Origin of the sequence: Mycolicibacterium phocaicum (genome assembly GCF_010731115.1) — a bacterium.
In the GTDB taxonomy this organism is placed as follows: domain Bacteria; phylum Actinomycetota; class Actinomycetes; order Mycobacteriales; family Mycobacteriaceae; genus Mycobacterium; species Mycobacterium phocaicum.
In genome coordinates, this window is record NZ_AP022616.1 from 3,634,460 (window position 1) to 3,660,002 (window position 25,543).

At 66.9% G+C, this 25,543-nt stretch carries 25 protein-coding genes and 1 pseudogene; 9 read left to right on the forward strand and 17 right to left on the reverse strand.

Annotated elements, in window-relative coordinates; all coding sequences use genetic code 11:
• Position 1: 1 nt before the first annotated feature.
• The 3 genes from G6N46_RS17465 to fadD5 all read right to left on the reverse strand — a co-directional run bounded on the left by G6N46_RS17465 (position 2) and on the right by fadD5 (position 3,563).
• Complete coding sequence (locus G6N46_RS17465) at positions 2–871, reverse strand: MlaE family ABC transporter permease (RefSeq protein ID WP_138247578.1); 870 nt, start codon at positions 869–871, stop codon at positions 2–4.
• A 3-nt stretch (positions 872–874) separates the two neighbouring features.
• Positions 875–1,678: an MlaE family ABC transporter permease gene (locus G6N46_RS17470; RefSeq protein ID WP_135357671.1), complete on the reverse strand. Its 804-nt coding sequence runs from the start codon at positions 1,676–1,678 to the stop codon at positions 875–877.
• A gap of 262 nt (positions 1,679–1,940) precedes the next feature.
• Positions 1,941–3,563, reverse strand: a complete 1,623-nt coding sequence (fadD5, locus tag G6N46_RS17475) for a fatty-acid--CoA ligase FadD5 (RefSeq protein WP_138247577.1) — start codon at positions 3,561–3,563, stop codon at positions 1,941–1,943.
• A gap of 136 nt (positions 3,564–3,699) precedes the next feature.
• On the opposite strand from fadD5, the gene G6N46_RS17480 reads away from it, so the two are divergent.
• Positions 3,700–4,386, forward strand: coding sequence for a GntR family transcriptional regulator (locus G6N46_RS17480; protein ID WP_138247576.1), 687 nt, complete (start codon positions 3,700–3,702; stop codon positions 4,384–4,386).
• Here G6N46_RS17480 and G6N46_RS17485 read toward each other — a convergent pair.
• Positions 4,383–4,826: an SRPBCC family protein gene (locus G6N46_RS17485; protein WP_133425769.1), complete on the reverse strand. Its 444-nt coding sequence runs from the start codon at positions 4,824–4,826 to the stop codon at positions 4,383–4,385. The genes G6N46_RS17480 and G6N46_RS17485 overlap by 4 nt on opposite strands.
• A gap of 106 nt (positions 4,827–4,932) precedes the next feature.
• A complete protein-coding gene (locus G6N46_RS17490; protein ID WP_138247575.1) occupies positions 4,933–5,364 on the reverse strand; it encodes an acyl-CoA thioesterase in 432 nt (143 codons plus the stop codon).
• Positions 5,365–5,390: 26 nt separating this feature from the next.
• On the opposite strand from G6N46_RS17490, the gene G6N46_RS17495 reads away from it, so the two are divergent.
• On the forward strand, positions 5,391–6,479 hold the full coding sequence (locus G6N46_RS17495) for an alcohol dehydrogenase catalytic domain-containing protein (RefSeq protein WP_138247574.1): 1,089 nt from the start codon (positions 5,391–5,393) through the stop codon (positions 6,477–6,479).
• Here G6N46_RS17495 and G6N46_RS17500 read toward each other — a convergent pair.
• Positions 6,476–7,135 carry a TetR/AcrR family transcriptional regulator gene (locus G6N46_RS17500; RefSeq protein ID WP_138247573.1) on the reverse strand — a complete coding sequence of 220 codons (660 nt, stop codon included), beginning with the start codon at positions 7,133–7,135 and terminating at the stop codon, positions 6,476–6,478. The genes G6N46_RS17495 and G6N46_RS17500 overlap by 4 nt on opposite strands.
• A 122-nt stretch (positions 7,136–7,257) precedes the next feature.
• Here G6N46_RS17500 and G6N46_RS17505 point away from each other — a divergent pair, with 122 nt between their 5' ends.
• The gene (locus tag G6N46_RS17505; protein ID WP_138247572.1) at positions 7,258–8,559 is read left to right on the forward strand and encodes a cytochrome P450; all 1,302 of its coding nucleotides are present in this window, start codon (positions 7,258–7,260) and stop codon (positions 8,557–8,559) included.
• On the opposite strand, the gene G6N46_RS17510 is transcribed toward G6N46_RS17505, so the two are convergent.
• Positions 8,556–10,352, reverse strand: a complete 1,797-nt coding sequence (locus G6N46_RS17510) for an acyl-CoA dehydrogenase (protein ID WP_138247571.1) — start codon at positions 10,350–10,352, stop codon at positions 8,556–8,558. The two genes, G6N46_RS17505 and G6N46_RS17510, sit on opposite strands and share 4 nt — an antisense overlap.
• A 30-nt stretch (positions 10,353–10,382) precedes the next feature.
• Positions 10,383–11,075: a TetR/AcrR family transcriptional regulator gene (locus G6N46_RS17515; protein ID WP_234880477.1), complete on the reverse strand. Its 693-nt coding sequence runs from the start codon at positions 11,073–11,075 to the stop codon at positions 10,383–10,385.
• Positions 11,076–11,222: 147 nt separating this feature from the next.
• On the opposite strand from G6N46_RS17515, the pseudogene G6N46_RS28710 reads away from it, so the two are divergent.
• The 3 genes and pseudogenes from G6N46_RS28710 to pntB form a co-directional block, all read left to right on the forward strand.
• A pseudogene (locus tag G6N46_RS28710) lies at positions 11,223–11,339 on the forward strand (CAP domain-containing protein); the annotation flags it as partial.
• A 252-nt stretch (positions 11,340–11,591) separates the two neighbouring features.
• Positions 11,592–13,115: a Re/Si-specific NAD(P)(+) transhydrogenase subunit alpha gene (locus G6N46_RS17520; RefSeq protein WP_138247570.1), complete on the forward strand. Its 1,524-nt coding sequence runs from the start codon at positions 11,592–11,594 to the stop codon at positions 13,113–13,115.
• Between the two features lie 35 nt (positions 13,116–13,150).
• Positions 13,151–14,581 (forward strand): Re/Si-specific NAD(P)(+) transhydrogenase subunit beta, encoded by a 1,431-nt coding sequence (gene pntB / locus G6N46_RS17525; RefSeq protein ID WP_138247569.1) that lies wholly within the window; start codon positions 13,151–13,153, stop codon positions 14,579–14,581.
• A 166-nt stretch (positions 14,582–14,747) separates the two neighbouring features.
• On the opposite strand, the gene G6N46_RS17530 is transcribed toward pntB, so the two are convergent.
• The 3 genes from G6N46_RS17530 to G6N46_RS17540 all read right to left on the reverse strand — a co-directional run bounded on the left by G6N46_RS17530 (position 14,748) and on the right by G6N46_RS17540 (position 17,552).
• Positions 14,748–15,644 (reverse strand): alpha/beta fold hydrolase, encoded by an 897-nt coding sequence (locus G6N46_RS17530; RefSeq protein ID WP_138247568.1) that lies wholly within the window; start codon positions 15,642–15,644, stop codon positions 14,748–14,750.
• A gap of 77 nt (positions 15,645–15,721) precedes the next feature.
• On the reverse strand, positions 15,722–16,900 hold the full coding sequence (locus tag G6N46_RS17535) for a sensor histidine kinase (protein ID WP_138247567.1): 1,179 nt from the start codon (positions 16,898–16,900) through the stop codon (positions 15,722–15,724).
• Positions 16,901–16,910: 10 nt separating this feature from the next.
• Positions 16,911–17,552: a response regulator gene (locus tag G6N46_RS17540; RefSeq protein ID WP_064858576.1), complete on the reverse strand. Its 642-nt coding sequence runs from the start codon at positions 17,550–17,552 to the stop codon at positions 16,911–16,913.
• Positions 17,553–17,758: 206 nt separating this feature from the next.
• Between G6N46_RS17540 and G6N46_RS17545 the strand changes: the two genes are divergently transcribed.
• The 3 genes from G6N46_RS17545 to G6N46_RS17555 all read left to right on the forward strand — a co-directional run bounded on the left by G6N46_RS17545 (position 17,759) and on the right by G6N46_RS17555 (position 20,143).
• A complete protein-coding gene (locus G6N46_RS17545) occupies positions 17,759–17,989 on the forward strand; it encodes a hypothetical protein (RefSeq protein WP_138247566.1) in 231 nt (76 codons plus the stop codon).
• Positions 17,990–18,104: 115 nt separating this feature from the next.
• Positions 18,105–19,334 carry an acyl-CoA dehydrogenase family protein gene (locus G6N46_RS17550; RefSeq protein ID WP_163692845.1) on the forward strand — a complete coding sequence of 410 codons (1,230 nt, stop codon included), beginning with the start codon at positions 18,105–18,107 and terminating at the stop codon, positions 19,332–19,334.
• A complete protein-coding gene (locus G6N46_RS17555) occupies positions 19,334–20,143 on the forward strand; it encodes a tyrosine-protein phosphatase (protein WP_138247564.1) in 810 nt (269 codons plus the stop codon). Before G6N46_RS17550 ends, G6N46_RS17555 begins: the two co-directional genes overlap by 1 nt.
• Here the strand turns inward: G6N46_RS17555 and G6N46_RS17560 are convergent.
• From G6N46_RS17560 to G6N46_RS17585, 6 genes are all read right to left on the reverse strand, one after another.
• Positions 20,133–20,717: a YceI family protein gene (locus G6N46_RS17560; protein ID WP_163692847.1), complete on the reverse strand. Its 585-nt coding sequence runs from the start codon at positions 20,715–20,717 to the stop codon at positions 20,133–20,135. The genes G6N46_RS17555 and G6N46_RS17560 overlap by 11 nt on opposite strands.
• Positions 20,687–21,172 carry a DUF456 domain-containing protein gene (locus G6N46_RS17565; RefSeq protein WP_135357156.1) on the reverse strand — a complete coding sequence of 162 codons (486 nt, stop codon included), beginning with the start codon at positions 21,170–21,172 and terminating at the stop codon, positions 20,687–20,689. The genes G6N46_RS17560 and G6N46_RS17565 overlap by 31 nt, the downstream gene beginning before the upstream one ends.
• Positions 21,173–22,144, reverse strand: coding sequence for an NADPH:quinone oxidoreductase family protein (locus G6N46_RS17570; protein ID WP_135357155.1), 972 nt, complete (start codon positions 22,142–22,144; stop codon positions 21,173–21,175).
• Between the two features lie 3 nt (positions 22,145–22,147).
• The gene (locus tag G6N46_RS17575; RefSeq protein ID WP_061000491.1) at positions 22,148–23,011 is read right to left on the reverse strand and encodes an SDR family oxidoreductase; all 864 of its coding nucleotides are present in this window, start codon (positions 23,009–23,011) and stop codon (positions 22,148–22,150) included.
• Between the two features lie 98 nt (positions 23,012–23,109).
• On the reverse strand, positions 23,110–24,510 hold the full coding sequence (locus G6N46_RS17580; protein WP_061010633.1) for an aldehyde dehydrogenase family protein: 1,401 nt from the start codon (positions 24,508–24,510) through the stop codon (positions 23,110–23,112).
• Between the two features lie 81 nt (positions 24,511–24,591).
• Positions 24,592–25,524, reverse strand: coding sequence for a class I SAM-dependent methyltransferase (locus G6N46_RS17585; RefSeq protein WP_061001336.1), 933 nt, complete (start codon positions 25,522–25,524; stop codon positions 24,592–24,594).
• Positions 25,525–25,543 lie beyond the last annotated feature (19 nt).

Genomic DNA, 25,543 nt, shown 5'->3' on the forward strand with positions numbered 1-25,543 from the left:
GTCACACCGTCAGGTTGAAGTTCGGGTCGGTGCCGTACAGCGCCAACGAGAAGAGCAGGACCACAACGACATTGGAGATCAGCGACGTACGCATCGACCGGCCCACGGCCTCACCCACGCCGACGGCACCGCCGCTGGCGTAGTAGCCGAAGTACGCGTGGTTGAGCAGCACCACCATCGACATGATGATGACCTCGAGGAACGACCACATGACGTCGTCGACGCGCAGGAACGTGTGGAAGTAGTGCTCGTACGTTCCCACCGACTGCCCGTAGAAGAGCGTGGTGACCAGCTGTGCCGACAGGAACGACAGCAGCAGGGCCAAGGCGTACAGCGGAATGATGACGACCATGCCGGCGACCAGGCGGGTCGAGACCAGGAAGGACAGGGACTTGACCCCCATGACCTCCAGGGCGTCGACCTCTTCGCTGATGCGCATGGCGCCGAGCTCGGCGGTGGCGCCTGCGCCGACTGTGGCTGCCAGCGCGGTGCCGCTGACCACCGGTGCGACGACGCGGATGTTGGCCAGGGCGGCGAAGAAGCCGGTGAAGGCGGCGACACCGATGTTGCCCAGCGAGGCGAAGCCCTGGATGGCGATCAGGGAGCCCGCCGCCAGGGTGACGAAGCCGATGATGGCGACGGTGCCACCGATGACAGCCATGGCGCCGGTGCCCATGCCGACCTCGGCGATCAGCCGCAGCACCTCTTTGCGGTAGAACCGCAGGCAATGCGGGATATGCCCGACGGCCGACCCCACGAAGACACCGACGTGGCCCATGCTGGCGAGCATCCGGCTCGGCGCAGCGCCGAAGTCCTTGACACGGGAGAAGACGCGGGGGAACCGTCCCTGCAAAACTGTCGCTGTACTCATGCGCTACCCGGCCTGCGTTCCGAATTTGATACCGATCGTGGTGAGAACCACGTTGACCGCGAACAGAGCGATGACGCAGAGCACCAGCGTTTCGTTCACCGCCGTGCCCACACCCTTCGAACCACCCGCCACGGTCAGCCCGCGGTAGCAGCCGACCAAGCCGGCGATCAGGCCGAAGATGGTGGCCTTGAGGACGGAGATGACCACTTCGGGGAAGCCGGTCAGCAGGGTGAGAGTCGAGACGTAGGCGCCGGCGTTGACGTTCTGGATGTACACGCCGAAGAAGTAGCCACCGACCAGACCGATGATGATCACCGCGCCGTTGAGCATGAAGGCCACGAACGTGGAGGCGACCACACGGGGCACGACCAGGCGCTCGATGGGGTCGATGCCCAGCACTTCCATGGCATCGATCTCTTCACGCACGGTCCGGGCTCCGAGGTCAGCGCAGATGGCCGTCGACCCGGCGCCGGCCACCACCAGCACCGTCACCAGTGGCCCCAGCTGGGTGACAGCACCAAGGGCCGCACCGGCGCCGGAGATGTCGGCCGCGCCGAACTCACCGAGCAGGATGTTCAGCGTGAAGATGATGAGCACCGTCAGCGGGATGGAGACCGCCAGGGTGGGCAGGAATGCCACCCGGATCAGGAACCAGCACTGAAGGATGAACTCCTTCCACTGGAATGGCCGCGAGACCAGCGCCTTGAAGGTGAGGATGCACATCTTGACGAAGCCACCCACCTTGGTGAATGGCTTGTCGAGCTGGTCCTTGAGATACCCGACCAGGGAGTTGTCAGAGGCTGTCACCGATCAGCCTTCCCTTCCGGAAAGCGGCCGTTCCGCGGCGTCACGCGTGGCACGTCCCCTCCTTAGCCACTAGCACAAACTGAGTGATTTCTGTCTCGCCACTCCCGAGTAGTAAGACGGACCACAGGACTGTACCCGATACACCGCGTACCCCGTGACCCAACTGAGGGATAATTGCGTTCAGTTTCAGCAAACGCGACATGGGCCCATCCGCCCTCCACTCAGGTGGTCGAATTTCTCAGCGCGACGTCACTTGCCGCGCTCACGACACACTTGTATCACCGAACCGCTCTCGGAGTTCCGTTTTAAGAACCTTGCCAGAAGGATTTCGTGGCAATGCGTCGACAATTTCCAGCGCTTTCGGGTGCTTGTAGCGCGCGAGCCGTTCGGTCAGGAAATCGTCGAGATCTGCCAGGGTCAGCGCACTTTCGCGATCGGAGTTCACATTCGCCGCCACAGCAACGACGGCAACCGGGACTTCGCCCCACTTTTCATGCGGACGGCCGATCACCGCAACTTCGGTAATCGATGGGTGCGCGGCCAGAATGTTCTCTACTTCTGCACAGTAAATATTTTCGCCGCCGGAAATAATCATGTCCTTTTTACGATCGACGACCCAGATGTAACCCTCTTCGTCTTGGCGAACCAAGTCACCGGAGTGGAACCAACCGCCGGCGAATGCCTCGGCCGTCGCCTTCGGGTTGTTCCAGTACCCCGCCATGAGGGTGGGCGCACGGTAGACGATCTCGCCGACCTCGCCTACCGGGACGTCGTTCATGTTGTCGTCGACGACCCGGGCGGCCACGGTCGGGATGACCCGGCCGACCGACCCGAGCTTCCGCAGCGCGTCCTGGCTCAGCAGCATGCACGTCACCGGCGACATCTCGGTCTGGCCGAACGCAGCAAAGATCTGGGTTCCGGGGAACGTCGACGCCATCTCCCTCAGAAGAGTGTCCGACGCGGGCGCCGCACCCCAGGAAAGAACGCGCAATGCCACCTTCCGCGGTTGCGCCTGCTGCGCCGCGCACACCGCCTGCCACTGCGCCGGGACCAGGAAGATCGACGAGACTCCCTCGGCCTCCAGCACGTCGAGCAGCGCGCCGGGATCGAACGCGCCGAGAGGGTAGATGACGGTCGGCAGACCCAGGAGCAGGCCGCCGATCATGTTGCCGATGCCGGCGATGTGGAAGAAGGGGACGCCGATGAAGCCGACGTCGTTGTTGATGTCCGGCGCGATCGTGAACAGGTTGGTCATGGCCTGGCCCATGATGTTGACGTGCGTGAGCACGGCGCCCTTCGGATAGCCCGTGGTGCCCGAGGTGTACATGATCAGCGCCGGAGAGTCCTCGGGGATGTCGACAGGCGCGGGCGGCGCACCGTCCTCGGCGAGGACGTCCTCGTAGCCCAGCACGGTCCCCTCGGTGGCGCCGCCGGCGACGATCACCGTCGCCAGCGACGGTTCCAGCTCCCGCACCGCGGTGGCGACGGGAGCCAGCACCTGCTCGGTGATCACGGCTCTCGGGTCGCAGTCCCGCACCAGGTAGGCGATTTCGGGCGGGGTCATCCGGAAGTTGACCGGGACGGCGATGGCACCGAGGAGGTTGGCGGCCAGGAACGACTCGACGTATTCGGTGCGGTTCAGCATCAGGATCAGCACACGATCGCCGAAGCCGACCCCTCGACGGCTCAGCGCTCCCGCGAGCTGGGTGACGCGTCGCTGCAGTTCACCCCAGGTGACCGTGTGGCCGACGAAACGCAGCGCGGTCCCGTCGGGTTGCATGAGGGCGTGCCGGGCGAGGTGGGTGGTCCAGTTCTGCCGGCGGGCCAGATACGGCTGCTCGAGTGCTGCGGATGACACGGTCTGCTCCTGTGTCTCGATCGGCATCGTGGCGGAGTTGAAGTGATCGCGACAAACGATGCTGATATTTGATCAAATATAGTGTTGCCGCCGTCACAATAGGACGCCCGCACCATCCGGACAACCGCCGGGTGGCCCTACCCCGCCGACAAGAAGGACTGCCGTGAACGTCTCGGCAAAACCGCTACCCGGCCTGCGTCGGCGCGAACAGCTGTCCGACGAGGTGGCGGCCCATCTCCGGGCGGCGATCATGTCGGGGACTCTGCGACCGGGCACCTTCGTCCGGCTCGACGAGACCGCGGCCGCTCTCGGCGTCAGCATCACGCCGGTCCGCGAGGCACTGCGCACCTTGCGCGGTGAGGGCATGGTTGAGCTCGAACCCAACCGCGGCCACGTGGTGTCCGCGTTCACGCGCGACGACATCGCCGACATCTTCTGGCTGCAGGCAACCATCGCCACCGAGATCGCCGCGAACGCGGCCCGGCGCATCACCGAACACGTCATCGCCGAACTCGACCGGCTCACCGACGAACTCGCGGACGCCGTCGCGGCGGGCGACGTCGATGCGATCGCGCTGGCCGAGTTCCTGTTCCACAAGGAGTTCAATCGCGCCGCGGGCCGCACGAAACTGGCCTGGTTCCTGCTGCACGCCGCCCGGTACCTGCCGGTCCGGATCTACGCCACGGACCCGCAGTGGGGTGCGGCGACCGTGGCGAATCACCGCGAACTGGTTGCCGCGTTGCGAGACAGGGACATCGACGAAGTCGTCCGGCAGACCCGCCGCCAATTCGACGACGCCGCCGAACGTTTGACGGGCCGCCTCGACGAACTCGGGTTGTGGCCGGCCTAGTTGGCGGCGAGCTGCTCGGCGCGCGTCTTGAGGTTGCCGGCCAGGTGGTCCAGCGCGTCGTTGACGACCTTCTTGACCATCATCGACGGAATGCCGGGCATATCGACCTCGACGTCCATGTCGACCGTCAGCAGCGCGCTGGCGCCGAGGTCGACCACGGAGAACAGCTGCTCCTGCTTGGAGAACAGGTTGCCCTGCTGCATGACGGTCTGAATCTGGCCGTCACCGGGGTAGTAGACGGCCTGGATGTAGGAACCGTCCATGCCCTGAATCTTGGTGTCCAGGCGGAGCTGGCTGGGCCGGCCGTCGTCGTAGCGGTGCAGGATCCAGCAGCCGGTGACCTCTTCGTTCCACTGCGGGTAGGCCTCGAAGTCGGCGACGATCCCCAGGATCTGCGCTGCGGGTGCGGCGACCTCGACGGTCTTGCTCACGATCGGCATGGGCCCGAGCATATCGAGGCCGCCGTTCCGGTTATCCCGCGCGTGCGTCCGTTGACCGTGAACTGACGGCGCACCGCTCTCGACATTTCCCGCCCAGGATGCAGGGTCAACTGACGACGGCGGTCTCCAGCAGCTCGCGGATGGGCGCCGGGATGGGGACGGGACGACGGGTGTCGCGGTCGACGTAGACGTGTACCCAGCTGCCGACCGCCGCCGGCGTCGTATCGCCGTCGGCCCACAGCCCCGTGCGATAGGTGACGCTGCTGTTGCCCAGCCGGGTCACCGCGAGCCCGACGACCAGCTGCGACGGAAACTTCAGTTCCGCGAAGTACCGGCAGCCCGATTCGGCGACGACCCCGAGCCACGGCGCGGCCACCGGGTCGACGTCGCGCGTGGTGTTGATCCACGCGTTGATCGCGGTGTCGAAAAGCTCGTAGTAGACCGCGTTGTTGAGGTGGCCGAACATGTCGTTGTCGGTCCATCGGGTCTGCACGGGCCAATGCACCGGAAATTCCGCGGTGGTCAGTGCCTGCTCCATGTCGGCCAGTCTGACAGGCTGGTGGCATGTTGATTCGCGGTGCCGTACTCGAAGAGATCGGCCGGGCCCGCCCGTACGCCGAATCCCGGCCGCTCACCATCAGCGAGTTGGACCTGGACGTCCCGGGCGACGGCGAGCTGCTGGTGCGCATCGAGGCGGCCGGGTTGTGCCATTCCGATCTGTCGGTGGTCGACGGCAACCGGGTCCGCCCGGTGCCGATGCTGCTCGGGCACGAAGCGGCCGGCGTCGTCGAACAAGTCGGCGGCACTTCGGATTTGGCGGTCGGGCAACGCGTCGTCATGACGTTCCTGCCGCGCTGTGGCCAGTGCCGGTCGTGTGCGACGGACGGCCTGGCGCCCTGCATTCCCGGCAGCGCCGCCAACGGCGCGGGCACGCTGCTGGGCGGCGACACACGGCTAACCCGAAGTGGCACAACGGTTCTGCATCACCTCGGCGTGTCCGCCTTCGCGACGCACGCGGTGGTGGATCGCCGTTCGGTGGTGCCGGTGGACAGTGACGTGCCGCCGGTCGTCGCGTCGCTGCTCGGCTGCGCGGTGCTGACCGGCGGCGGCGCGGTGCTCAACGCCGGACAACCGAAACCCGGTCAGACGGTGGCGATCGTCGGCATGGGCGGCGTCGGGATGGCCGCGATGCTCACGGCGCTTGCACACGACGACGTCCGCGTTGTCGCCGTCGACCGGTTGCCGGACAAACTCGACCAGGCCCGCGCGCTCGGCGCGCACGACGCCGTCACCGATCCCGGCGGCATCAAGGCCGATGTGGTGATCGAGGCCGCCGGCCACCCCGCCGCCCTGGAGACCGCAATCGGCATGACTGCCCCGGGCGGCAAGACCATCACAGTCGGGCTGCCGCACCCTGATGCGCGAATCTCGGTGTCGCCCTTGGCTTTGGTCGCCGACGGCCGGTCGCTGATCGGCAGCTATCTCGGATCGGCCGTACCGGCGCGGGACATCCCGCGTTTCGTCGAGCTGTGGCGGTCGGGGCGACTCCCGGTCGAGAAGCTGGTGTCGGACACCATCGCACTCGACGACATCAACACCGGCATGGACGCCCTGGCCGACGGCCGCGCGGTGCGGCAGATCGTGCAGTTCTAGGGCGTGACCATCGGCATCAGGTAGCGGCGCACATAGGCCCGCGTGTCATCGAGGCTCGCGAGCTTGATGCCGGTGTGCGGCGTGACGATGAACGACAGGGTGAGCCGGGTCTGCAATTCGGCCGCGGTCCGCAGGTGCCGTTCCTGGGCCGCGGAGATGGTCCTGTTTCCGTACAACTCGCGGCGGAACAGTGCGACCGTGTAATCGGTGGCGAAGTCGATGATGGCTCCGGCGTCGACGGTCAGGCTCGGCAGGATGGCTTCCGGTTCGGTGCGGAGCAGCTTCTTCAGCAGTGCGTGTTCTCGGATGAAGGTCACGGTGAAGACGGTGTCGTAGACCATGCGGTCCTCGAATGTCGTCCCCTGGGCGCGAGCCTGTGCGCTGCCCTCCAGAAAGCGCCGCACCTCGGAGAGCACGATGGCGTCGTTGAGCGCGGCCTTCGTGGGAAAGCGCCGGTACAGCGTGGCCCGCCCGACTCCGCTGCGTTTCGCGACGTCCTCCATCGTGGACCGCCGCATGCCGAGCAGTTCGGCCTGCTCGAGAGCCGCCCGCAAGATCCGGGTGGTGATCTCGTCGGGGTCTTCAACCAGGGCGGCCACCGCGGGGTCCGGATCGGACAGCCGACGCACGAAATCTTCTGTTCGGCTTGAGGTCACGCACTTCTCCTTGCCAGTCCGGCTCCCCGGTCGTACGGTAGATCATATCCGAGCGAGACAAACAACGTCTCAATGTCTCGCACGCCGCATCTGACGTCCGCGCTCCGACGGAAGGAACTGCGATGCAGATTGGCCTCTGGTCCCGTTGGCTGGCGCTGCATGGTGTGCCGCGGGCGTTTCTCGGGATACAGGCGCGTCGCGGCGATCCCATGGCCGCACTCCTGGCAAACCACGGTCGCCCGGCCGATCCGTACCCGCTGATGGAGGCGATCCGGCAGCAGGGCCCGCTGGTGCGCAAACGCTACACCTGGGCCACCGTCGATCACGGCGTGTGCCGGGAGATACTGCGGGACAACAGGTTCGGCATCACCGACCCGACTGCCATGGAACTTCCCAAACCGTTGCAAGCCTTGATTGCGCGGACCGACCCCGGCGTGTCCAACCCCGTCGAACCGCCCGCCATGATTGTCGTGGACCCGCCTGATCACACGCGTTGCCGGCAACTGGTCGCGCAGAGCTTCACCCCGCGGGCCATCGGACGACTGGACTCGCGGGTCGCGGAGGTCACGGGTGAACTGATCGAGCGGCTGGCCCGATCACCGCATCCCGATCTGATCAGCGACTTCGCGGCGCAGCTGCCGATCACAATCATCGCCGAGTTGCTCGACCTACCGGCAGACACACGCCCCCACCTGCTGGAGTGGGGCCACAGCGGCGCACCGCTACTTGACGTTGGAATCCCCTGGCGCACATACAGATCAGCGATCAACGGCCTCCGCGACATCGACCGGGTCAACCAGGAGAACTTCCGGCGGGCCAGGGCCGGCGTAGGCGGAGACACCCCTTTCAGTCGCCTCGCGACCGACGGCAGTCTGAGCGACCGGGAATTCGCCGCGAATGCCGCACTGCTGATCGGTGCCGGTTTCGAGACGACGGTCAACTTGATCGGCAACGGCATCGTGTTGCTGCTGCAGAACCCAGACCAGCTGGCCAGGCTGCGGTCCGAACCAGAACTGTGGCCCACCGCCATCGAGGAGATTCTGCGGATCGACAGCCCCGTACAGATGACGGCGCGCACCGCAAACTGCGATCTCGAGATTGCCGGCCAATCGGTCAAGGTTGGAGACATGGTCGGACTGTTCCTCGGCGGCGCCAACCGTGACCCACAGGTCTTCACCAATCCGACTCACTTCGACGTCGGCCGCGAGAATGCCCGCGAACACCTGGCATTCGCGTCCGGTGTGCACGCCTGCCTGGGCGCCGCGCTGGCTCGGATCGAAGGCGTCACGGCCCTGCGCGCCCTCTTCGAAGCGTTCCCGGATCTGGACCTCACGGAGACACCGAGTCGCCGCGGCCTGGTCAATCTCCGTGGCTACTCCACGCTCCCGGCACAGTTGGGGACACGACGGGTGGTGACCGCCTAGAACCAGGCGTCCCGCATCTCCAGTGTCGTGCGGTCCAGCGACTCGAGCAGGTCCAATTGCGGTGCGGTCTTGGGCAATTCGAACCGGAAGAAGTAGCGGGCAGCCTGCCGCTTGCCGTCATAGAAATCGCCGTCTTTACCGGCGGCGGCGACGAACTGCTCGAGCCACAGCCACGCCACCACGATGTGCCCGAACGCTTCCAGGTAGACGTGGCTGTTGGCCATCACCGCGGGGATGTCGCCGGAACCGAACATGCCGCCGGTCACGGCGACCAGCCGCTGCCACGACGCATCGAGCGCGCCTGCCAGCTCGGCGCCTTCACCACCCAGCTCGCCGGCCGCGCGGACCGTCTCGGCGATGACCTGGCCCAGCGCCGCGAGGCTGGCCCCGCCGCGCTGAGTCACCTTGCGGCCCAACAGGTCCAGACTCTGGATACCGTTGGTGCCCTCGTGGATCGGGTTCAGCCGGTTGTCCCGGTAATGCTGCTCCACGTCGTATTCGCGGGTGTAGCCGTACCCGCCGTGCACCTGGATCGCCAGATTGTTGGCCTCCAGGCACCACTGCGACGGCCAGCTCTTCGCGATGGGGGTCAGGATGTCGATCAGCAGGCCGGCCGCATCAGCTTCGGCGTCCGACTCCGCGCTGTGCTGCACGTCCACCAGCCGCGCACAGTACAGACCCAGCGCCAGTCCGCCTTCGACATAAGCCTTCTGCGCCAACAGCATTCGCCTTACATCGGGGTGTTCGACGATGGGCACCTGCGGCGTCGTCGGGTCCTTGACGTCCAATGGGCGGCCCTGCGGCCGCTCCCGGGCGTACTGCACCGACTTGAGGTAGCCGGTGTAGCCCAGCGCGACCGCACCCAAGCCGACGGCCATTCTGGCCTCGTTCATCATCTGGAACATGTAGACGATGCCACGGTGCGGTTCACCCACCAGATAGCCGACCGCGCCGTTCTCGCCGCCCGGATTGAATTGCGTATCACCGAAATTCAGCACGGTGTTGGTGACACCGCGCTGCCCCATCTTGTGGTTGAGGCCGGCGATGGCAACGTCGTTGCGCTCGCCTATCGAGCCGTCGGAGTTCACCAGGTACTTGGGCACGATGAACAGCGAGATGCCCTTGGTCCCCGGCGGTCCGCCCGGAATCTTGGCCAGCACGAGGTTGACGATGTTGTCGGTGATCTCGTGCTCGGCGCCCGAGATCCACATCTTCGACCCGAACAGCCGGTAGGTGCCGTCGTCGCGCGGTTCGGCGCGCGTCGCGACGTCGGCCAGTGACGAGCCGGCCTGCGTCTCCGAGAGCGCCATGGTGCCCGAAAAGTGCCCCGTCAGCATGGGTTTGACGTAGGTCTCGATCTGCTCGGGCGTGCCGAATTTCGTCAGCAGGTTGGCGTTGGCGATGGTCAGCATCAGGTAGCCCGATGTCGATACGTTGGCCGCGGCGATCCAGGCGAATGCCGCCTGCGCGACGACGGCCGGCAGTTGCGCTCCGCCGACCGACTCGTCCATGGACATGCCGATCAGGTCGGCTTCGACGAATGCGTCCCAGGCCTCTTTGACCTCAGGGACCATCGTCACGGTCTGCCCGTCGAAGGTCGGCTCGTTGGCGTCGCTCTTCTTGTTGTGCGGCGCGAAGTAGCGTTCGGCCAGTTGCTCGCTGAGGTCCAGGACCCCGTCGAAGGTCTCGCGCGAGTGCTCGGCGAACCGCTTGCGGCTGGTCAGTTCATGGACCTTCAGCCACTCGTACAAGAGGAAGTCGAGGTCGCGGCGGGACAGCAGCAAGGATTTCATCGGACCTCGGTCACCTCTCGATCGCGGGTTCTATGCGCCGCCGCCGAGGGGGTCCTCGGTGCGGATCGTTTCGTCGCGGATCAGGCCGCGCAGCAGTGCCGTGCTGAACTCGACGGCGATCTCGGAGGCCGTGCGCCGGCCGTGCGGCCGCAGCCACCGGTAGGCGCCCAGCGTCATCCCGATGTAGCCCAGCGCCAGCACATGCGAGTCGCAGTCGTTGAACTCGCCACTGGCGATGCCGCGGTCGATCACGTCGCGGACGTGCTCGTAGACGGTCGTCTCCGCCTTGCGGATGTATGCGACCTGCTCCTCGGTGAACCACTCGGTGATGTACGGCCCCTCCTGGAAGTACACCGCCGCGGATTCCAGGTCGGTGGCGATGCCGGTCAGCAAGCGCCGAGTGAAGTTGAAGATGGTCTCGCGCGCTGAGGCGGTCGGGTCGTCATGCAGGGCATCGACGGTGAAGTCGGCGGTCGACTTGTAGATGTCCCAGAGGATCAGCGACTTACTGGCGTAGTAGTGGTAGACGGTCGCCTTGTTCAGCCCGACGGCGTCGGCGACGTCGTCCATGCGGGTCCCGTGGTAGCCGCGGGCCGCGAACAACTTGGCGGCGACCGCCAGCAACTCCTCGCGCCGCGACGTGCCGTTCGACCCGTTCGACGCAGCCGACGCCCCCGCGGGCGATCCCGTGGCAGAACCTTTTGTCGACGACTCTGTGGACATGTCAGCTCACTCTATGCAGCCGGGCTTCGGCCCGGGACCCAATCAACTGGTTGGCCAGTCTATGCCGTGGCATCTCGTCGGCCGATCTGCCACTCGCAACGGGGAGCCAGCAGCTAAACTCGCGAGTAACAAGCTTGTCGGTTGGAGGTACTGATGGATCCGAGCCCGGACTACGACGCGAGCGACGAGGTCGAGTACTTCTTCAACTGGGTCCCGTGGGGCCTGCGCGGCGTATACCCGCCCCCGGCGTACCCCCCGGTGTAACCACCCCAGAATTCCACCATTCCGACCGGTGTGTTGGCGCGCTGCGTCCCACCGGTCGGAATTGCTGTACCCAAATCCGTGCCGATGACGTAGACATATCCAGGCAATGCTGGCCAGTGGATTTTTGGTCGCATTATGAGCGACTGCTAATTTATAAGCGATTGCTAACTGGTATAGGGGGGCAAGAGCACCGTCCCGAGGTGGATGGGGGAGACTCTTGCAAGCAAACCAACACAGATCGGATCGGATTCGATGATCATCGGGATTCCCCGCGAGTCTCTGGCTGGTGAGACGCGGGTTGCCGCCACTCCTGCAACTGTCGGGCAGCTGATCAAGCTCGGCTATTCGGTAGTGGTTGAGTCCGGCGCCGGCGACTTGTCCAGCTTCGCCGACGCCGCCTATGTAGAGGCCGGCGCCGACATCGGCTCCCCCTGGGCCGCCGACATCGTGCTCAAGGTCAACGCCCCCGACGACGGCGAGATCGCCGCGCTCAAGGACGGCGCCACCCTGGTCTCGCTGATCTCCCCCGGGCTCAAGCCCGAACTGGTCGAGAAGCTCGCCACCCGCCCGATCACGGTGCTGGCCATGGACGCGGTGCCGCGTATCTCCCGCGCCCAGTCCCTGGACGTGCTGTCGTCGATGGCCAACATCGCCGGCTACCGCGCCGTCGTCGAGGCCGCGCACGCCTTCGGCCGGTTCTTCACCGGCCAGGTCACCGCCGCCGGCAAGGTCCCGCCGGCCAAGGTCCTCGTCGTCGGTGCCGGTGTCGCCGGCCTGGCCGCGATCGGCGCCGCCGGCTCGCTCGGCGCCGTCGTGCGAGCCACCGACCCCCGCCCCGAGGTCGCCGACCAGGTCGCCTCTCTCGGCGGCGAGTACGTGTCCGTCGATCCCAACGCCGGCGAGGTGTCCGCGACGGGCTACGCCAAGGAAATGGGCGACGACTACAAGGCCCGCGAGGCCGAGCTGTACGCCGAGCTGGCCAAAGACGTCGACATCATCATCACCACCGCGCTGATCCCGGGCCGCCCGGCGCCGCGGATCATCACCGCCGACATGGTCGCCTCGATGAAGCCCGGCTCGGTGATCGTCGACATGGCCGCGGCCAACGGCGGCAACGTCGAAGGCACCGTCAAGGACCAGGCCATCGTCACCGCGGGCGGTGTGACGATCATCGGCTACACCGACCTGGCCGGCCGCCTGCCCGCGCAGGCTTCTCAGCTGTACGGCACCAACCTGGTCAACCTGCTCAAGCTGCTCACCCCGGAGAAGGACGGCCAGGTCGTCCTGGACTTCGACGACGTGGTGCAGCGTGGCGTGACCGTCGTGCGCGACGGCGAGATCACCTGGCCCCCGCCGCCGGTGCAGGTCTCCGCCGCCCCCGCCGCGCAGCCTGCCGCCGCGCCCGCGGTGTCTCAAGCCAAGGAGCCGATGACCACCGGGCGTCGCCTCGGCATCACCTTCGGTGCCGCCGCGGTGCTGTTCTTACTGATCGCCGCCTCCCCGGCCGCCCTGCAGGTCCACCTGACGGTGTTCGCCCTGGCAATCGTGATCGGCTACTACGTGATCGGGCACGTGCACCACGCCCTGCACACCCCGCTGATGTCGGTGACCAACGCGATCTCCGGAATCATCGTGGTCGGCGCGCTGCTGCAGATCGGGCACCACAACACCCCGATCACCGCCCTGGCTGGCGTCGCGATTCTGCTCGCCAGCATCAACGTCTTCGGTGGCTTCGCGGTGACCCGCCGCATGCTGGCCATGTTCTCCCGCAGCTAACCCCTGCTGACCTAAAGAACCTTTGGAACGGATTCATGTTCAACGCAGAAACCATCACCAACGTGGCGAACGCGGCGTACGTCGTCGCCGCCCTGTTGTTCATCCTCGCTCTGGCCGGCCTGTCCAAGCACGAGACCTCCAAGGCCGGTAATGCCTTCGGCATGGCCGGCATGGGCGTCGCCCTGGTCGCCACCATCGTCCTGGCCATCAACAAGCAGATCGAGCCCCTGGGCCTGGCGCTGCTGATCGGCGCCATGGCCGTCGGTGCCGCCATCGGTCTGTGGCGCGCCAAGGTCGTCGAGATGACCGGCATGCCCGAGCTGATCGCGCTGCTGCACAGCTTCGTGGGTCTGGCCGCCGTGCTGGTCGGCTGGAGCGGCTACCTGCACGCCGAGTTCAACGCCAACAGCCAGGGCGCCCTCGAGCTGGCCAAGGAAGGCATGCTCGGCATCCACTCCGCCGAGGTGTTCATCGGCGTGTTCATCGGCGCGGTGACCTTCACCGGTTCGATCGTGGCCAACCTGAAGCTGTCGGCCAAGATCAAGTCCGCGCCGCTGATGCTGCCCGGCAAGAACTTCCTCAACGTCGGCTCGCTGGTGCTGTTCGTCGCCCTGACCGTGTGGTTCGTCATCTCCCCGAACCTGTGGCTGCTGGTCGGCGTCACCGTCCTGGCGCTGCTGCTGGGCTGGCACCTGGTCGCCTCCATCGGCGGTGGCGACATGCCCGTCGTCGTCTCGATGCTCAACAGCTACTCCGGCTGGGCCGCGGCCGCCTCGGGCTTCCTGCTGTCCAACGACCTGCTGATCATCACCGGCGCGCTCGTCGGCTCCTCCGGTGCCTACCTGTCCTACATCATGTGCAAGGCCATGAACCGGTCCTTCATCTCCGTCATCGCCGGTGGCTTCGGTATCGAAGCCGGCCCCGCCGAGGACAAGGACTACGGCGAGCACCGCGAGATCACCGCCGAAGGCGCCGCCGAGATGCTCGCCTCTGCCAGCTCGGTCATCATCACACCCGGCTACGGCATGGCGGTGGCCCAGGCCCAGTACGGCGTCGCCGACCTGACCCGCAAGCTGCGCGACAAGGGCGTCAATGTCCGCTTCGGCATCCACCCTGTCGCCGGCCGTCTGCCCGGCCACATGAACGTGCTGCTGGCCGAGGCCAAGGTGCCCTACGACATCGTGCTCGAGATGGACGAGATCAACGACGACTTCGACGACACCGCAGTCGTTCTGGTGATCGGCGCCAACGACACCGTGAACCCCGCCGCCTCCGAAGATCCGGGCAGCCCGATCGCCGGCATGCCGGTGCTCACCGTCTGGAACGCCGACAACGTCATCGTGTTCAAGCGCTCCATGGCCTCGGGCTACGCCGGCGTGCAAAACCCGCTGTTCTTCCGCGACAACAGCCAGATGCTGTTCGGCGACGCCCGCGACCGCGTCAACGACATCCTGGCCGCGCTGTAGAAATTCATCGAAGAAGCCTCCAATCCATTGGGATTGGAGGCTTCTTCGTGTCCATGCCGAACACAACGTCTGCCTGGGAGCGTCGTTGACACGTATATACGGTTATCGACACTCTCAGCCCGACATTGTGATTGCGCCCGCGGTCGATCCCGGTCCACCAACTCCGTCAGCGGACGAAATCACCTACCGCCGCGAGGAATTCGTCCGGCTTCTCGACCATCGGGCTGTGGCCTGAGCCGGCGATGAGGTGCGGCGGCAGCCCGGCCGCGGTGTAGCGCGCGACGTTGGGCGCTGTCGGGGTCAGGACGTCCTTGTCACCCCACAGCACCAGCACGGGCTTGCCCAGCCCTTTCAGCGTCTCGGCGACGGGGCGGCCGGCGTCTTTCGAATCGCACACGCCCGCGTAGGTCAGCTGCTTCAGGGAGCGGTAAGCCAGCGGCGGGACGGGATAGTCGGCCGCGAACCCCGTCTGCAGCGAGCCCGCACTGATCGCATCGACGCCGCGGAAATGATCGAGCGCAGGCCCGATGAGCGGCCAGCACAGCATCTTGCCGAGCAACGGCATGGACACCAGGTCCTCCGCCGCGGGGGTGTCCGAAACCGCCACGCGCTCAACCATTTCCGGATACTTGGTGGCGAACTCGGCGGCCACCTTGCCGCCCATCGAATGCCCCACCAGTTCGGCATGCCGGACACCCAGCGCCTCCAGCGCGCGGTGCACCGCCTCGGCCTGACCATCGGAGTGATACGGCGCCGCATCAGTGGGGGCCTCGGAACCGCCGTGGCCGACGAGGTCGACGGCGATCACGCGCTGATGCGCGGCCAGCGCCGGGGCGACCTTCTCCCACCACTCGATGGAGGCCGAATACCCGTGCAGCAGAACGATTGCGCGGTCGCCGGGCGGCCCGTACTCGCGGATGTTCAGGTCGGGTCCATCGAGTTTCAGTACGTGGCCGCCGGCGAACGGTTCGGCCGCGCGGCCGGTGTGCTCCACCACCACGGCGTTCACCACCAACGCCACCACCGCCGCGACCAGCAGGCCGCCCAGAATGCGCAGTTTCATGGCGCGACGCTACCGCCGCCGATGGGTCGCAGGCGCTCTATTTTCTGGCGAGTAGGGATTGCCCCGCTTGCAGGGGACTACTCGCGCTCGGGTGGTGACGTCACCGTCACTCGGGTGCCGCCGCCGACCGCGGAGTCGACGAGCATCGAGCCACCCATCGCATCGAACCTGGCCAGCAGCGAGCCGAGCCCGATGTGTCCGTCGGCCACATACCGCGACACCACGGCCGGATCGAATCCGACGCCGTCGTCGGAGACGGTCAGGACGACGCGATTGCCGATGCGGCCCAATCGAACCGAGACCGTCGTGGCCTGCGCATGCTTGCCGATGTTGGTCAGCAGTTCACGTGCCGCGCGGTACAGCAGCTGCTGCGCATCCGGCTTGCCGACTTCCTCGAGGTCGGCCCGCACCGCGACCCGGCTGCGAGACTCGAACTGCCGCAACAGTTCCCGTACCGCCGGCGTCAGCCCGAGCTGGGCGAGCACCTGCGGGTGCAGTTCGGTGACGGTCGAGCGCAGCGCCGTCGCCGTGTCTTCCAACGCGGCGTAGACCGCGTCGAGTTCAGGCCCGGGGGTCCGGTCCCGGACCTCGTCGAGCTGCAGCCTGGCCGCCAGCAGTGTCTGCAGCGGACCGTCGTGCAACCCTTCGGCGACTTCCTGGTTGTGCCGCTCGTCGGACTGCATGGCCTCGGACACCAACTGGCGGCGCACCTCCTGCAGGGCCTGCACCCGCTCCTGGCGACGCACCAACACGAAGCACAACACGGTGGTGGCCACCGCCAGCCACACGAGGAACCCGAAGTGCGTGTAGACCATGTTCGGCAGGCCCATGCGGTCGTCGTGCTTGGAGTAGAAGATCCACACCGCCAGATAGCCCGCGGCCGTCAGGGTGCCGATGGCCGCGGTCATCAACGGACGGTCCTGGAATGCCACCGAGATCGGCAGCAGGAAGAAGACGGGCAGCAGCGCCGCGGTCGCGCCACCGGACACCAGACACAGCGCCAGGATCACCACCAGGTCGATGCCGGTCGACGCCCAGTCCGCCCACCGCGGCACCGGTCCGCGCAGCACCGCCACCAGCCAGATCACCGCGGCGACGGCGTACAGGCCCAGGATCACGGCATACAACTCGGGCAGCCAGTGGTCGACTTCCCAGATCCAGACCAGGACACCGATCAGCGCGATCAGCGGGAGCCGTAGCCCGGCGGATATCCGCACCGGTTCGGCGGCCAGGTACTCCCCGATCCGGCTGAGCATCGGCCTCACGTCAGTCCAGCAGCTTCCGACGCATCGCCTCGGCCACGGCCGCCGCGCGGTCCCCGACCCCGAGCTTCTCGTAGAGCCGCTGCACGTGGGTCTTGACCGTCGACGGCGCCAGGAACAGCTCCTTGGCCATGGCCGGGATGGTCGCACCCTTTGCGATCAGCTGCAGCACCTCGCGTTCGCGCGGGCTGAGCACCGGGGCGTCCGGCTCGGCCCGGCGACGGATCTCGCCGGCCAGTCCGGCGGCCAGGCTGGGGGCGACGACGTCGCGGCCCTTGGCGCATTCGAGGATCGCGTGTACGAGCTCGCTGCGCGTCGACTCTTTCGGCAGAAACCCGGCCGCGCCGTCTTGCAAGGCCCGGTACACGATCTCGGCCTCGTCATGCGCGGAGAGCAGCAGCACCCGGGTCGGCAGGCCGTCGCGCACCACCGCCGCCGCCACCTCTGCGCCGTCCATGCCGGGCATCCGGTAGTCCAGTAGCGCGACCTGAGGTTTGTGGACGCGGATCGCCTCCAACGCCGACGTGCCGTCGTCTGCTTCGGCCAGCACCTCGATGGCGCCACTCGCCGTCAGCGCGCGGACGACGCCGTCGCGGAACATCGGGTGGTCGTCACCCACCACCACGCGAACCCGTTCGTCGGTCATGCCGTCAGCGTCGCACGGCGACCAGCGAAAAGTAACTCCGATCGCAAATTGACGGCCGCGTGTCCCCCGATCGGTGGACGCCCGAATCCACCGGCGTACCGGCCGATTGCCCGATACCCGCCGAGCCCGCGTCCGGGCACTCTTGAGTCATCACCGGAACACACCGGAGCAAGACACGAAAAACCAACTGACACAGGAGAATTCACATGAGCATCACCGTCCGCACCTTCGGCTTCTCGATCGTCGCCGCCGGCATCCTGGGTGGCTCGGCACTCGGCCTGGCCGGCGCCGCCGGCGCCACCACCCTCGGACCCGATGTCCGCCCGCCGGCCATCGTCGCCACCCCGTCGATCACCGCACCGCCGGCGAGCATGCCGCTGCCCGGCGCGATCTGGCACCGCGGCATCTACCGCGTCGCGGCCCTGCAGGGCCGCTGACCGCCCCGAACCCGGATTCCCTCCCCGAAGTCGTCGCGGGGAGGGAATCCGTCGTCGTGGGGCCGGACGTCGACCGCCCGTCACATCGTTAGACAAGTGGCATATCGTGGCGGGCATGGACTTCGCGTTGTCGGCAAAAGCGCAGGATTACCAGCACAGGCTCACCGAGTTCATGACCGAGCTCGTGCTGCCGGCCGAGGCGTCCTACCACGCCTATCGCGAGGAGAAGGGGCCGAAGGACCACACGGTGCCGCCGGTGGTCGAGGAGCTCAAGGTCGAGGCGCGCAAACGCGGCCTGTGGAATCTGTTCCTGCCGTCGGAGTCGGGGTTGACCAACCTGGAGTACGCCCCACTGGCCGAGATTTCCGGCTGGAGCATGGAAATCGCGCCCGAGGCCATCAACTGCGCCGCCCCCGACACCGGCAACATGGAGACCCTGCACCTGTTCGCCAACGAGCAGCAGCGCAAGCAGTGGCTCGATCCCCTGCTCAATGGCGAAATCCGCAGCGCCTTCGCCATGACCGAGCCCGCGGTGGCGTCGTCCGATGCCCGCAACATCGAGACGACGATGCTGCGCGACGGTGGCGACTACGTCATCAACGGCCGCAAGTGGTGGATCACCGGGGCCGCGGACCCGCGCTGCAAGATCCTGATCGTCATGGGCCGCACCAACCCTGACGCGGCCTCGCTCCAACAGCAGTCGATGATCCTGGTCCCTGCCGACACCCCCGGCGTGGACATCCAGCGCTCGCTGCCGGTGTTCGGTTGGCAGGACCAGCACGGGCACTGCGAGATCGTCTTCGACAACGTCCGCGTGCCGGCCGAGAACCTGCTGCACGAAGAGGGTTCCGGGTTCGCCATCGCACAGGCGCGTCTCGGACCGGGTCGCATCCACCACTGCATGCGTGCACTCGGCGCTGCCGAGCGGGCGCTGGCTTTGATGATCGACCGGGTGCAGACGCGCGTGGCGTTCGGCAAGCCGCTGGCCGAGCAGGGCGTGGTTCGCGAGTCGATTGCCAAGTCCCGCAACGAGATCGACCAGGCCCGGCTGCTGTGCGAGAAGGCCGCCTGGACCATCGACCAGCAGGGCAACAAGGCTGCCCACGTGCTGGTGTCGCAGATCAAGTCGGTGGCCCCGCAGGTCGCGTGCGACGTGATCGACCGCGCCATCCAGGTGCACGGCGCCGCCGGTATCTGCGACGACGTCCCGCTGGCCCGGCTCTACGCCTGGCACCGCGCGATGCGCCTTTTCGACGGGCCCGACGAGGTACACATGCGCACCATCGCGCGGGCCGAACTCGGGCGCGAGAAATCGGCGCTGGCGGCCGCCGTGTTGGGGCAGTGATGCGGTCCACCGGTCTGGAGCTGGCAGGCGCCTGGAACTTCCGCGATGTCGCCGAGGAGACGGGCATCGCCCCAGGCCGGCTGTTCCGCTCCAGCGAGCTCAGCGGGCTCGTCGAAGACGGCCGTAAAGCGTTGCAGCACTACGGCATCACCGACGTCGCGGACCTCCGGTCGTTACGCGAGGTCGAGCGCCGCGGTCCCGGCCAGGTGCCCGACGGTGTGGCGATCCACCTGCTGCCGTTCCACGAGCTGGCCGCGGCTGGGACCGATACCGCCGAGGCGCCGCACGAGAACGCCTTCGAGAAGATGATGACCGCGAAGCCCGACGACGAGGACGTCGCAGTCGCCGCCGGCCGCTTCATGGTCGAGGAGTACCGCCGCTTCCCCACTCTGCCCGGTGCGCATCTTGCGATACGCCAGGTCATTTCGATGCTCGCCGACTCGCGGCCGGTGATCGCACACTGCTTCGCCGGCAAGGACCGCACCGGCTTCACGGTAGCGACGGTGTTGGGTGCCGTGGGCATCGATCGCGACGCGATCCTCACCGATTTCCTGCGGAGCAACGACGCCGTGCCGCAGCTGCGCGAGGGCATCCTCGAGACCCTCCGGACCCGGGCCGGCGAGACGGCCGAGGTCGTCACGTTCGCCGAGGCCCGGCTCACCGAAGAGGTGCTCGGCGTCCGCGAGGAGTACCTGGACGCGGCTTTGGAGGTCGTCGGCGCCGAGTACGGCTCGCTGCCGAATTACCTTGCCGCCCTTGGTGTCACCGAGGAGCAGGTCACTCGGTTGCAGACCGTGCTCAGGGGCTAGGTCCGGTCCCCAGTTGCGCGGTGAGTGTCACCCGGACTTCGTCAGCGACTTTCATCGCGCCCATCAGCATCGAGAACTGCTTGATCCGATGGTCGCTATGGCGTACCAGCGCCTCACCGGTGATCCGCAGGTCGGCGTCGTCCCCCACCACGTGGACGACGACGGTCTGCTCACGGCTCTGACCGGTGAGGTCCAGCGTCCCGGCAAGCCGCCACGAGTCTTCGCCCCGTTCGATCGACGAGGAACGGAATATCGCCTGCGGAAACCGCTTGGCCTGCAATGACTTCAGCGCATTGTTTCGGACCAGTGTCTTTTCTGCGCCGGACAACGGTGTCATGCCGCCCTCGCCCGCCAGCACGTCCAGCGAGTCCAGGTCGACGGTCACCTCGACGGCGACGGGTTCGTCTCCGTCGACGTCCAAGGTCGCGAGCCATGATCGCATCGCGATGGTCAACCGGTGTCCCATCCGGGCTGCGCTGCCGGTGACGCCGGTGTGCAGAAGCAGTTCGCCGGATGATGCGTCGAGAGTCCGTTTCGCCGCGGTCAACTGCCGACCACCAATCCCGTCACCCACGCGACGGTCGCCAGCAGTGCGGCCGTCAACTCCACCCCCATGGCCAGGGCGACGCCCTTGATGGCGTGTTTGGTCGACGTCCAGGCCCGGCTCGTGTCCCGCAGCGCCGAGTACTCGGACAGATAGACGCCCAACACGAAGCCCAGGGCCAGGCCCAGTACCGGGATCACGAAAAACCCGATGACACCGAGGATTCCACCGACGACGAGACTGCGGGTGGACACGTCGGCCCGGCGCATCCGGCGCATCGGCCAGAGATATTTGATGACCTCGCCCGCGAGGAACAGTGCCGCCGCGACGGCGAGCACGACCCAGGTCGTCGCGGTGTGGACGGCCACCGCCCACACCGCGATCGCCAGGAACACGAGCAAGCCACCGGGCAGTACCGGTACCACGATGCCGACGAGGCCGATCGCGATGACCAGCGCCACCAGCACTGTTCCCAAGGTGTTCAATTACGGCTCCAGCACAGCCTTGCCGTGAATCTTCCCGTCTGCCAACGCCTGCAGCGCGGCGGCACCGTCGGACAACGCGAAGCGCATCGGCTCCGGTGGCCGCAAGCCGGCTTGCACCAGCTTCGCCAGGCCCGCACCCACCTCGGCGGCCGCACCGGATACCTGGCGGATGAACTCGCCGTACCCGACACCCACCACGCTGACGTTGCGCAGCAGCAGACGGTTCACCTTCACCGACGGGATGCCTTGGCCCGCAGCGAAACCCAGCACCAGCAGCCGGCCCTCGGGGGCAAGCACCCGGATCGCGTCGTCGAACGCGTCACCGCCGACCGGGTCGACCACCAGGTCCACTCCCCGACCATCGGTCGCCGCCAGCGCGGTATCGCGCCAGCCGTCTGTCAGCGGCAGCACCACGTCGGCACCGACGGACGCGACGAAGTCCAGCGCCTCGGCACGGTGCACCATGGCAACCACCTTGGCGCCCATGGCCTTTGCGACCTGGATGGCCGCGACCCCGACACCGCCCGCCGAGCCGAGCACCAGCACCGTCTCCCCCGCCAGCAGCCGGCCGCGGCGGGCCAGCGCGAAGTACATGGTGTAGTAGTTGCCCAGCAGGCAGACCGCCGCGGCGTCGTCCAGGCCATCGGGTGTCGGGATCACCGAATCCGGCAGCGCCAGCGCACGTTCGGCGTAGCCGCCCATCATGGTGAACGCCGAAACCCGCTGACCGGCAACGAAACCCGAGCTCTCGGGCGCCGACCGGACGGTACCCGCGACCTCCATACCCGGGGTGAACCCGGGCGGCAGCTTGAGCTGGTACTCGCCGCGGATCAGCAGCAGGTCGGGAAAGCAGACGCCGGCTGCACCGACATCGATGACGACCGCATTGCCCGAGGGGTCTGCGGCGGCATCGACGTCGGTGTAGGCCAGGCCCGATGGGCCCGTCAGCGACTGCGCGACAAGCGCTTTCACCTATCAGCCGAGCGAGAAGCTGGCGGCCTTGGCAGCGGACAGATCGGTGATCTCGCCCCACTTGGCGGCGACGTCATCGACCGAAGGCACATCACCGAAGGTGATGCCCTCGTTCTGGAACAGCGCGGTGCGCTGCACCTTGCCGCCGCCGACGATGAAGATCGAATCGGTGTCGGGCAGTTCCTCGGTCATCAGGTAAGCCACCACCGGCGCCACATACTCCGGCGACAGTTTCTCGAACACCTCCGGCGGCACGATGTCCTGCGTCATGCGGGTCGCGGCGATCGGCGCGATGGCATTCAGCTTGATGTTGTACTTGGCGCCTTCCTGGGCAAGCGTGTTGATCAAGCCGACCAGACCCAGCTTGGCCGCGCCGTAGTTCGCCTGGCCGAAGTTGCCGAACAGACCGCTGGTCGAGGTGGCGACGACAACGCGGCCGAAGCTCTGCTCGCGGAAATGCGGCCACGCGGCGCGGATCACGTTGTACCCGCCGTACAGGTGCACCTTGAGCACGATGTCCCACTGCTCGGCGGTCATCTTGTGGAAGGTGCCGTCACGCAGGATGCCCGCGTTGGACACCACACCGTCGATCTTGCCGAACGCGTCGATCGCGGTCTTGACGATGTTCTCGCCCCCCTCGGGCTCGGCGACGCTGTCGTAGTTGGCGACGGCGCGGCCGCCCGCGGCCTTGATCTCCTCGACGACCGTGTCGGCCATGTTGTGGCCGGCGCCGGTGCCGTCGCGGGCGCCGCCGAGGTCGTTGACCACGACGCAGGCGCCTTCGCGGGCCAGCGTCAGCGCGTATTCACGACCCAGGCCGCCACCGGCTCCGGTGACGACGATGACGCGATCCTGCACTCCGGGCATGGGTTTCCTCTCATGGAAGGGCAATGAGACGGCTCACCGCAGTGGGCCACCCCTTGTGTATACGGCGACCGATCGGCCGCCGCGTCGTCGGGTCGGGTCTAGAAGAACTTGCGCGCGATCTTCCACGCCTTGTCGGTGTAGGGCGGGTAGATGAGCTTGCCCAGGTCGGGGCGGGTCGGCTTGGTCATCACCGACTTCGCGTGGCTGAATTCCAGGAAGCCGTAGCGACCGTGGTAGGCGCCCATGCCGGACGGCCCGACGCCGCCGAACGGCAGCCGCGCGGTCGAGACCTGGAAGATCAGGTGGTTGATCAGCATGCCGCCGGCCGGGACCTCGCGGATGAACCGCTCGCGGACGGCCTTCGCCTTGGTGAACAGGTACGCGGCCAGTGGCTTGGGCCGGGCGTTGACGAACGCGATGGCGTCGTCGAGCGAGTCGACCGTGATCACCGGCAGGATGGGCCCGAAGATCTCCTCGGTCATGACCGGTGCGTCGAGTGGCGGATCCACCACGACGGTCGGCTGCATGGTGAGCCGGGCCGGGTTCGTGCCGCCGCCGGTGACGACGTCCCCGCCGGTGCCGAGGTAGCTGCTGAGCCGGTTGAACTGCCGCTCGCTGACGATCGGCAGGCCGTCGGCGTCGTCGGCGGTGAACGCCACGACAGCGTCCCGGATCTTGGCGACCAACTCGTCGCGGATGGGCTTCTCGGCCACCACATAGTCCGGCGCGACGCAGATCTGGCCGGAGTTGACGACCTTGGCGAAGGCGATGCGCTTGGCGGCGACGTCGATGTCGGCGTCGGCCGCGACGATCACCGGGCTCTTGCCGCCGAGTTCCAGCGTGACCGGCGTCAGGTGCTCCGCCGCGGCCGCCATGATCTTCTTGCCGATCTCGGTGCCACCGGTGAACATGATCCGGTCCAGACCCTGCGCGATCAGCTCCTGGCTGACCATGCCGTCGCCCTCGATTACGGCGACGGCCGAGGTGTCCAGGTACTTCTCGACCAGCTCGACCATCAGCCGCGACGAGGCCGGGGCGAACTCAGACGGCTTGAGCACCACCGTGTTTCCCGCGGCGATGGCACCGACCAGCGGGCCCAGCGTGAGGTAGAACGGGAAGTTCCAGGCGCCGATGATCAGCACCGTGCCGTAGGGCTCGTATTCCACCCAGCCACGGCCGGGCAGCTGCGAGCGCTCCAACAGCCGGTAGCGACGTTTCGCCCACTTGTTCAGGTTCTTGGCGGCGTCCTTGGCCTCGGCGATGGTGCCCACGCTGTCGGCGAGCCACGCCTCGAAGGGCTTGCGGCCGAGATCGGCCTCCAGCGCCTTGGCGATGGCCGTTTCGTTCTCCTCCATCGCCTGGGCCAGCGCCAGTAGCTGGCGCTTGCGCCACTGCAGGTCACGGGTGCGCCCGGTCGCGTAGGTCTTGCGGAGTCCGGCGACAACCGCCGGGATGTCAGCAGCTGTGTGGCCGACAGATACAGCTGAATCAAGGGTCATGACATACGTCCTTACGTGAGCCAGGCAACACCGGAATCCTAACCAACCAGCCGGTTGGTTTGAAGGGTCAAGTCCTCGGGATCAGCCCTTGTGCGCGGTCACGAAGGTGGAAAACGCCTTGTCATCGGTGGTATCGACCTGCACCCAACGATTCAGCCGGCGCATCTCCTCCTGCGAGGTGACCGACGTCGACGTCCAGCCATGCGAATCCAGCCACTCAGCCACATCGGCGCGGTCGGGGTCTTCGTACATCAAATCCTGCACGTTCATGACCTGACCCATGCCGAACTGCCCGGCGAGCTTGTCGAACCGGTCCCGCATCCGCTGGCGGCGTTCTGCGGCGTGCTCGCCGACCGTCTCGACCGAGATGCGGCTACCCGGCGCGCTCAGCGCCGTGATGTTCTCGAAGAGGCGGTCCTGCGCCTCGGCGGGCAGGTACATCAGTAGCCCTTCCGCCAGCCACGCGGCCGGTGTCGAGTCGTCGAATCCCGCTTCCCGCAACGCTTTCGGCCAGTCATTGCGCAGGTCGATCGGCAGCTGATGCAGTGCTGCCGCCGGCGTAGCGCCGTGCGCCCTGAGGGTCTCGTCCTTGTACTCGAGCACCTTCGGCTGATCGATCTCGAAGACCGTCGTCCCGGCCGGCCAGTCCAATCGGTAGGCGCGCGAATCCAGCCCGGACGCCAGGATCACCACCTGGCGGATGCCGGCCGCGGCGGCGTCGGCGAAGTAGGCGTCGAAGAAATGCGTACGCACCGCCTGGTAGTTGCCCATGTGCTCGAGGACCGCGGCCACCTCGGGGTCGGCGCCGGCCATCCGGTTGTTGAAGTCGGCGTCGAGGATCGTCTCCCACACACCTGTTCCGGCGCCGGCCACCAGGATTTTCGCGAACGGATCGCGGATCAGCGCGTCATCGCGTTCGGTTTCCCCGGCACGGGCGGCAGCCACCATCACCGCCGTCGCGCCCACACTGCTAGCGATATCCCAGGTGTCGTCGTCGGAGCGTTCGCTACCCATGTATCAGATGTACCAGCTG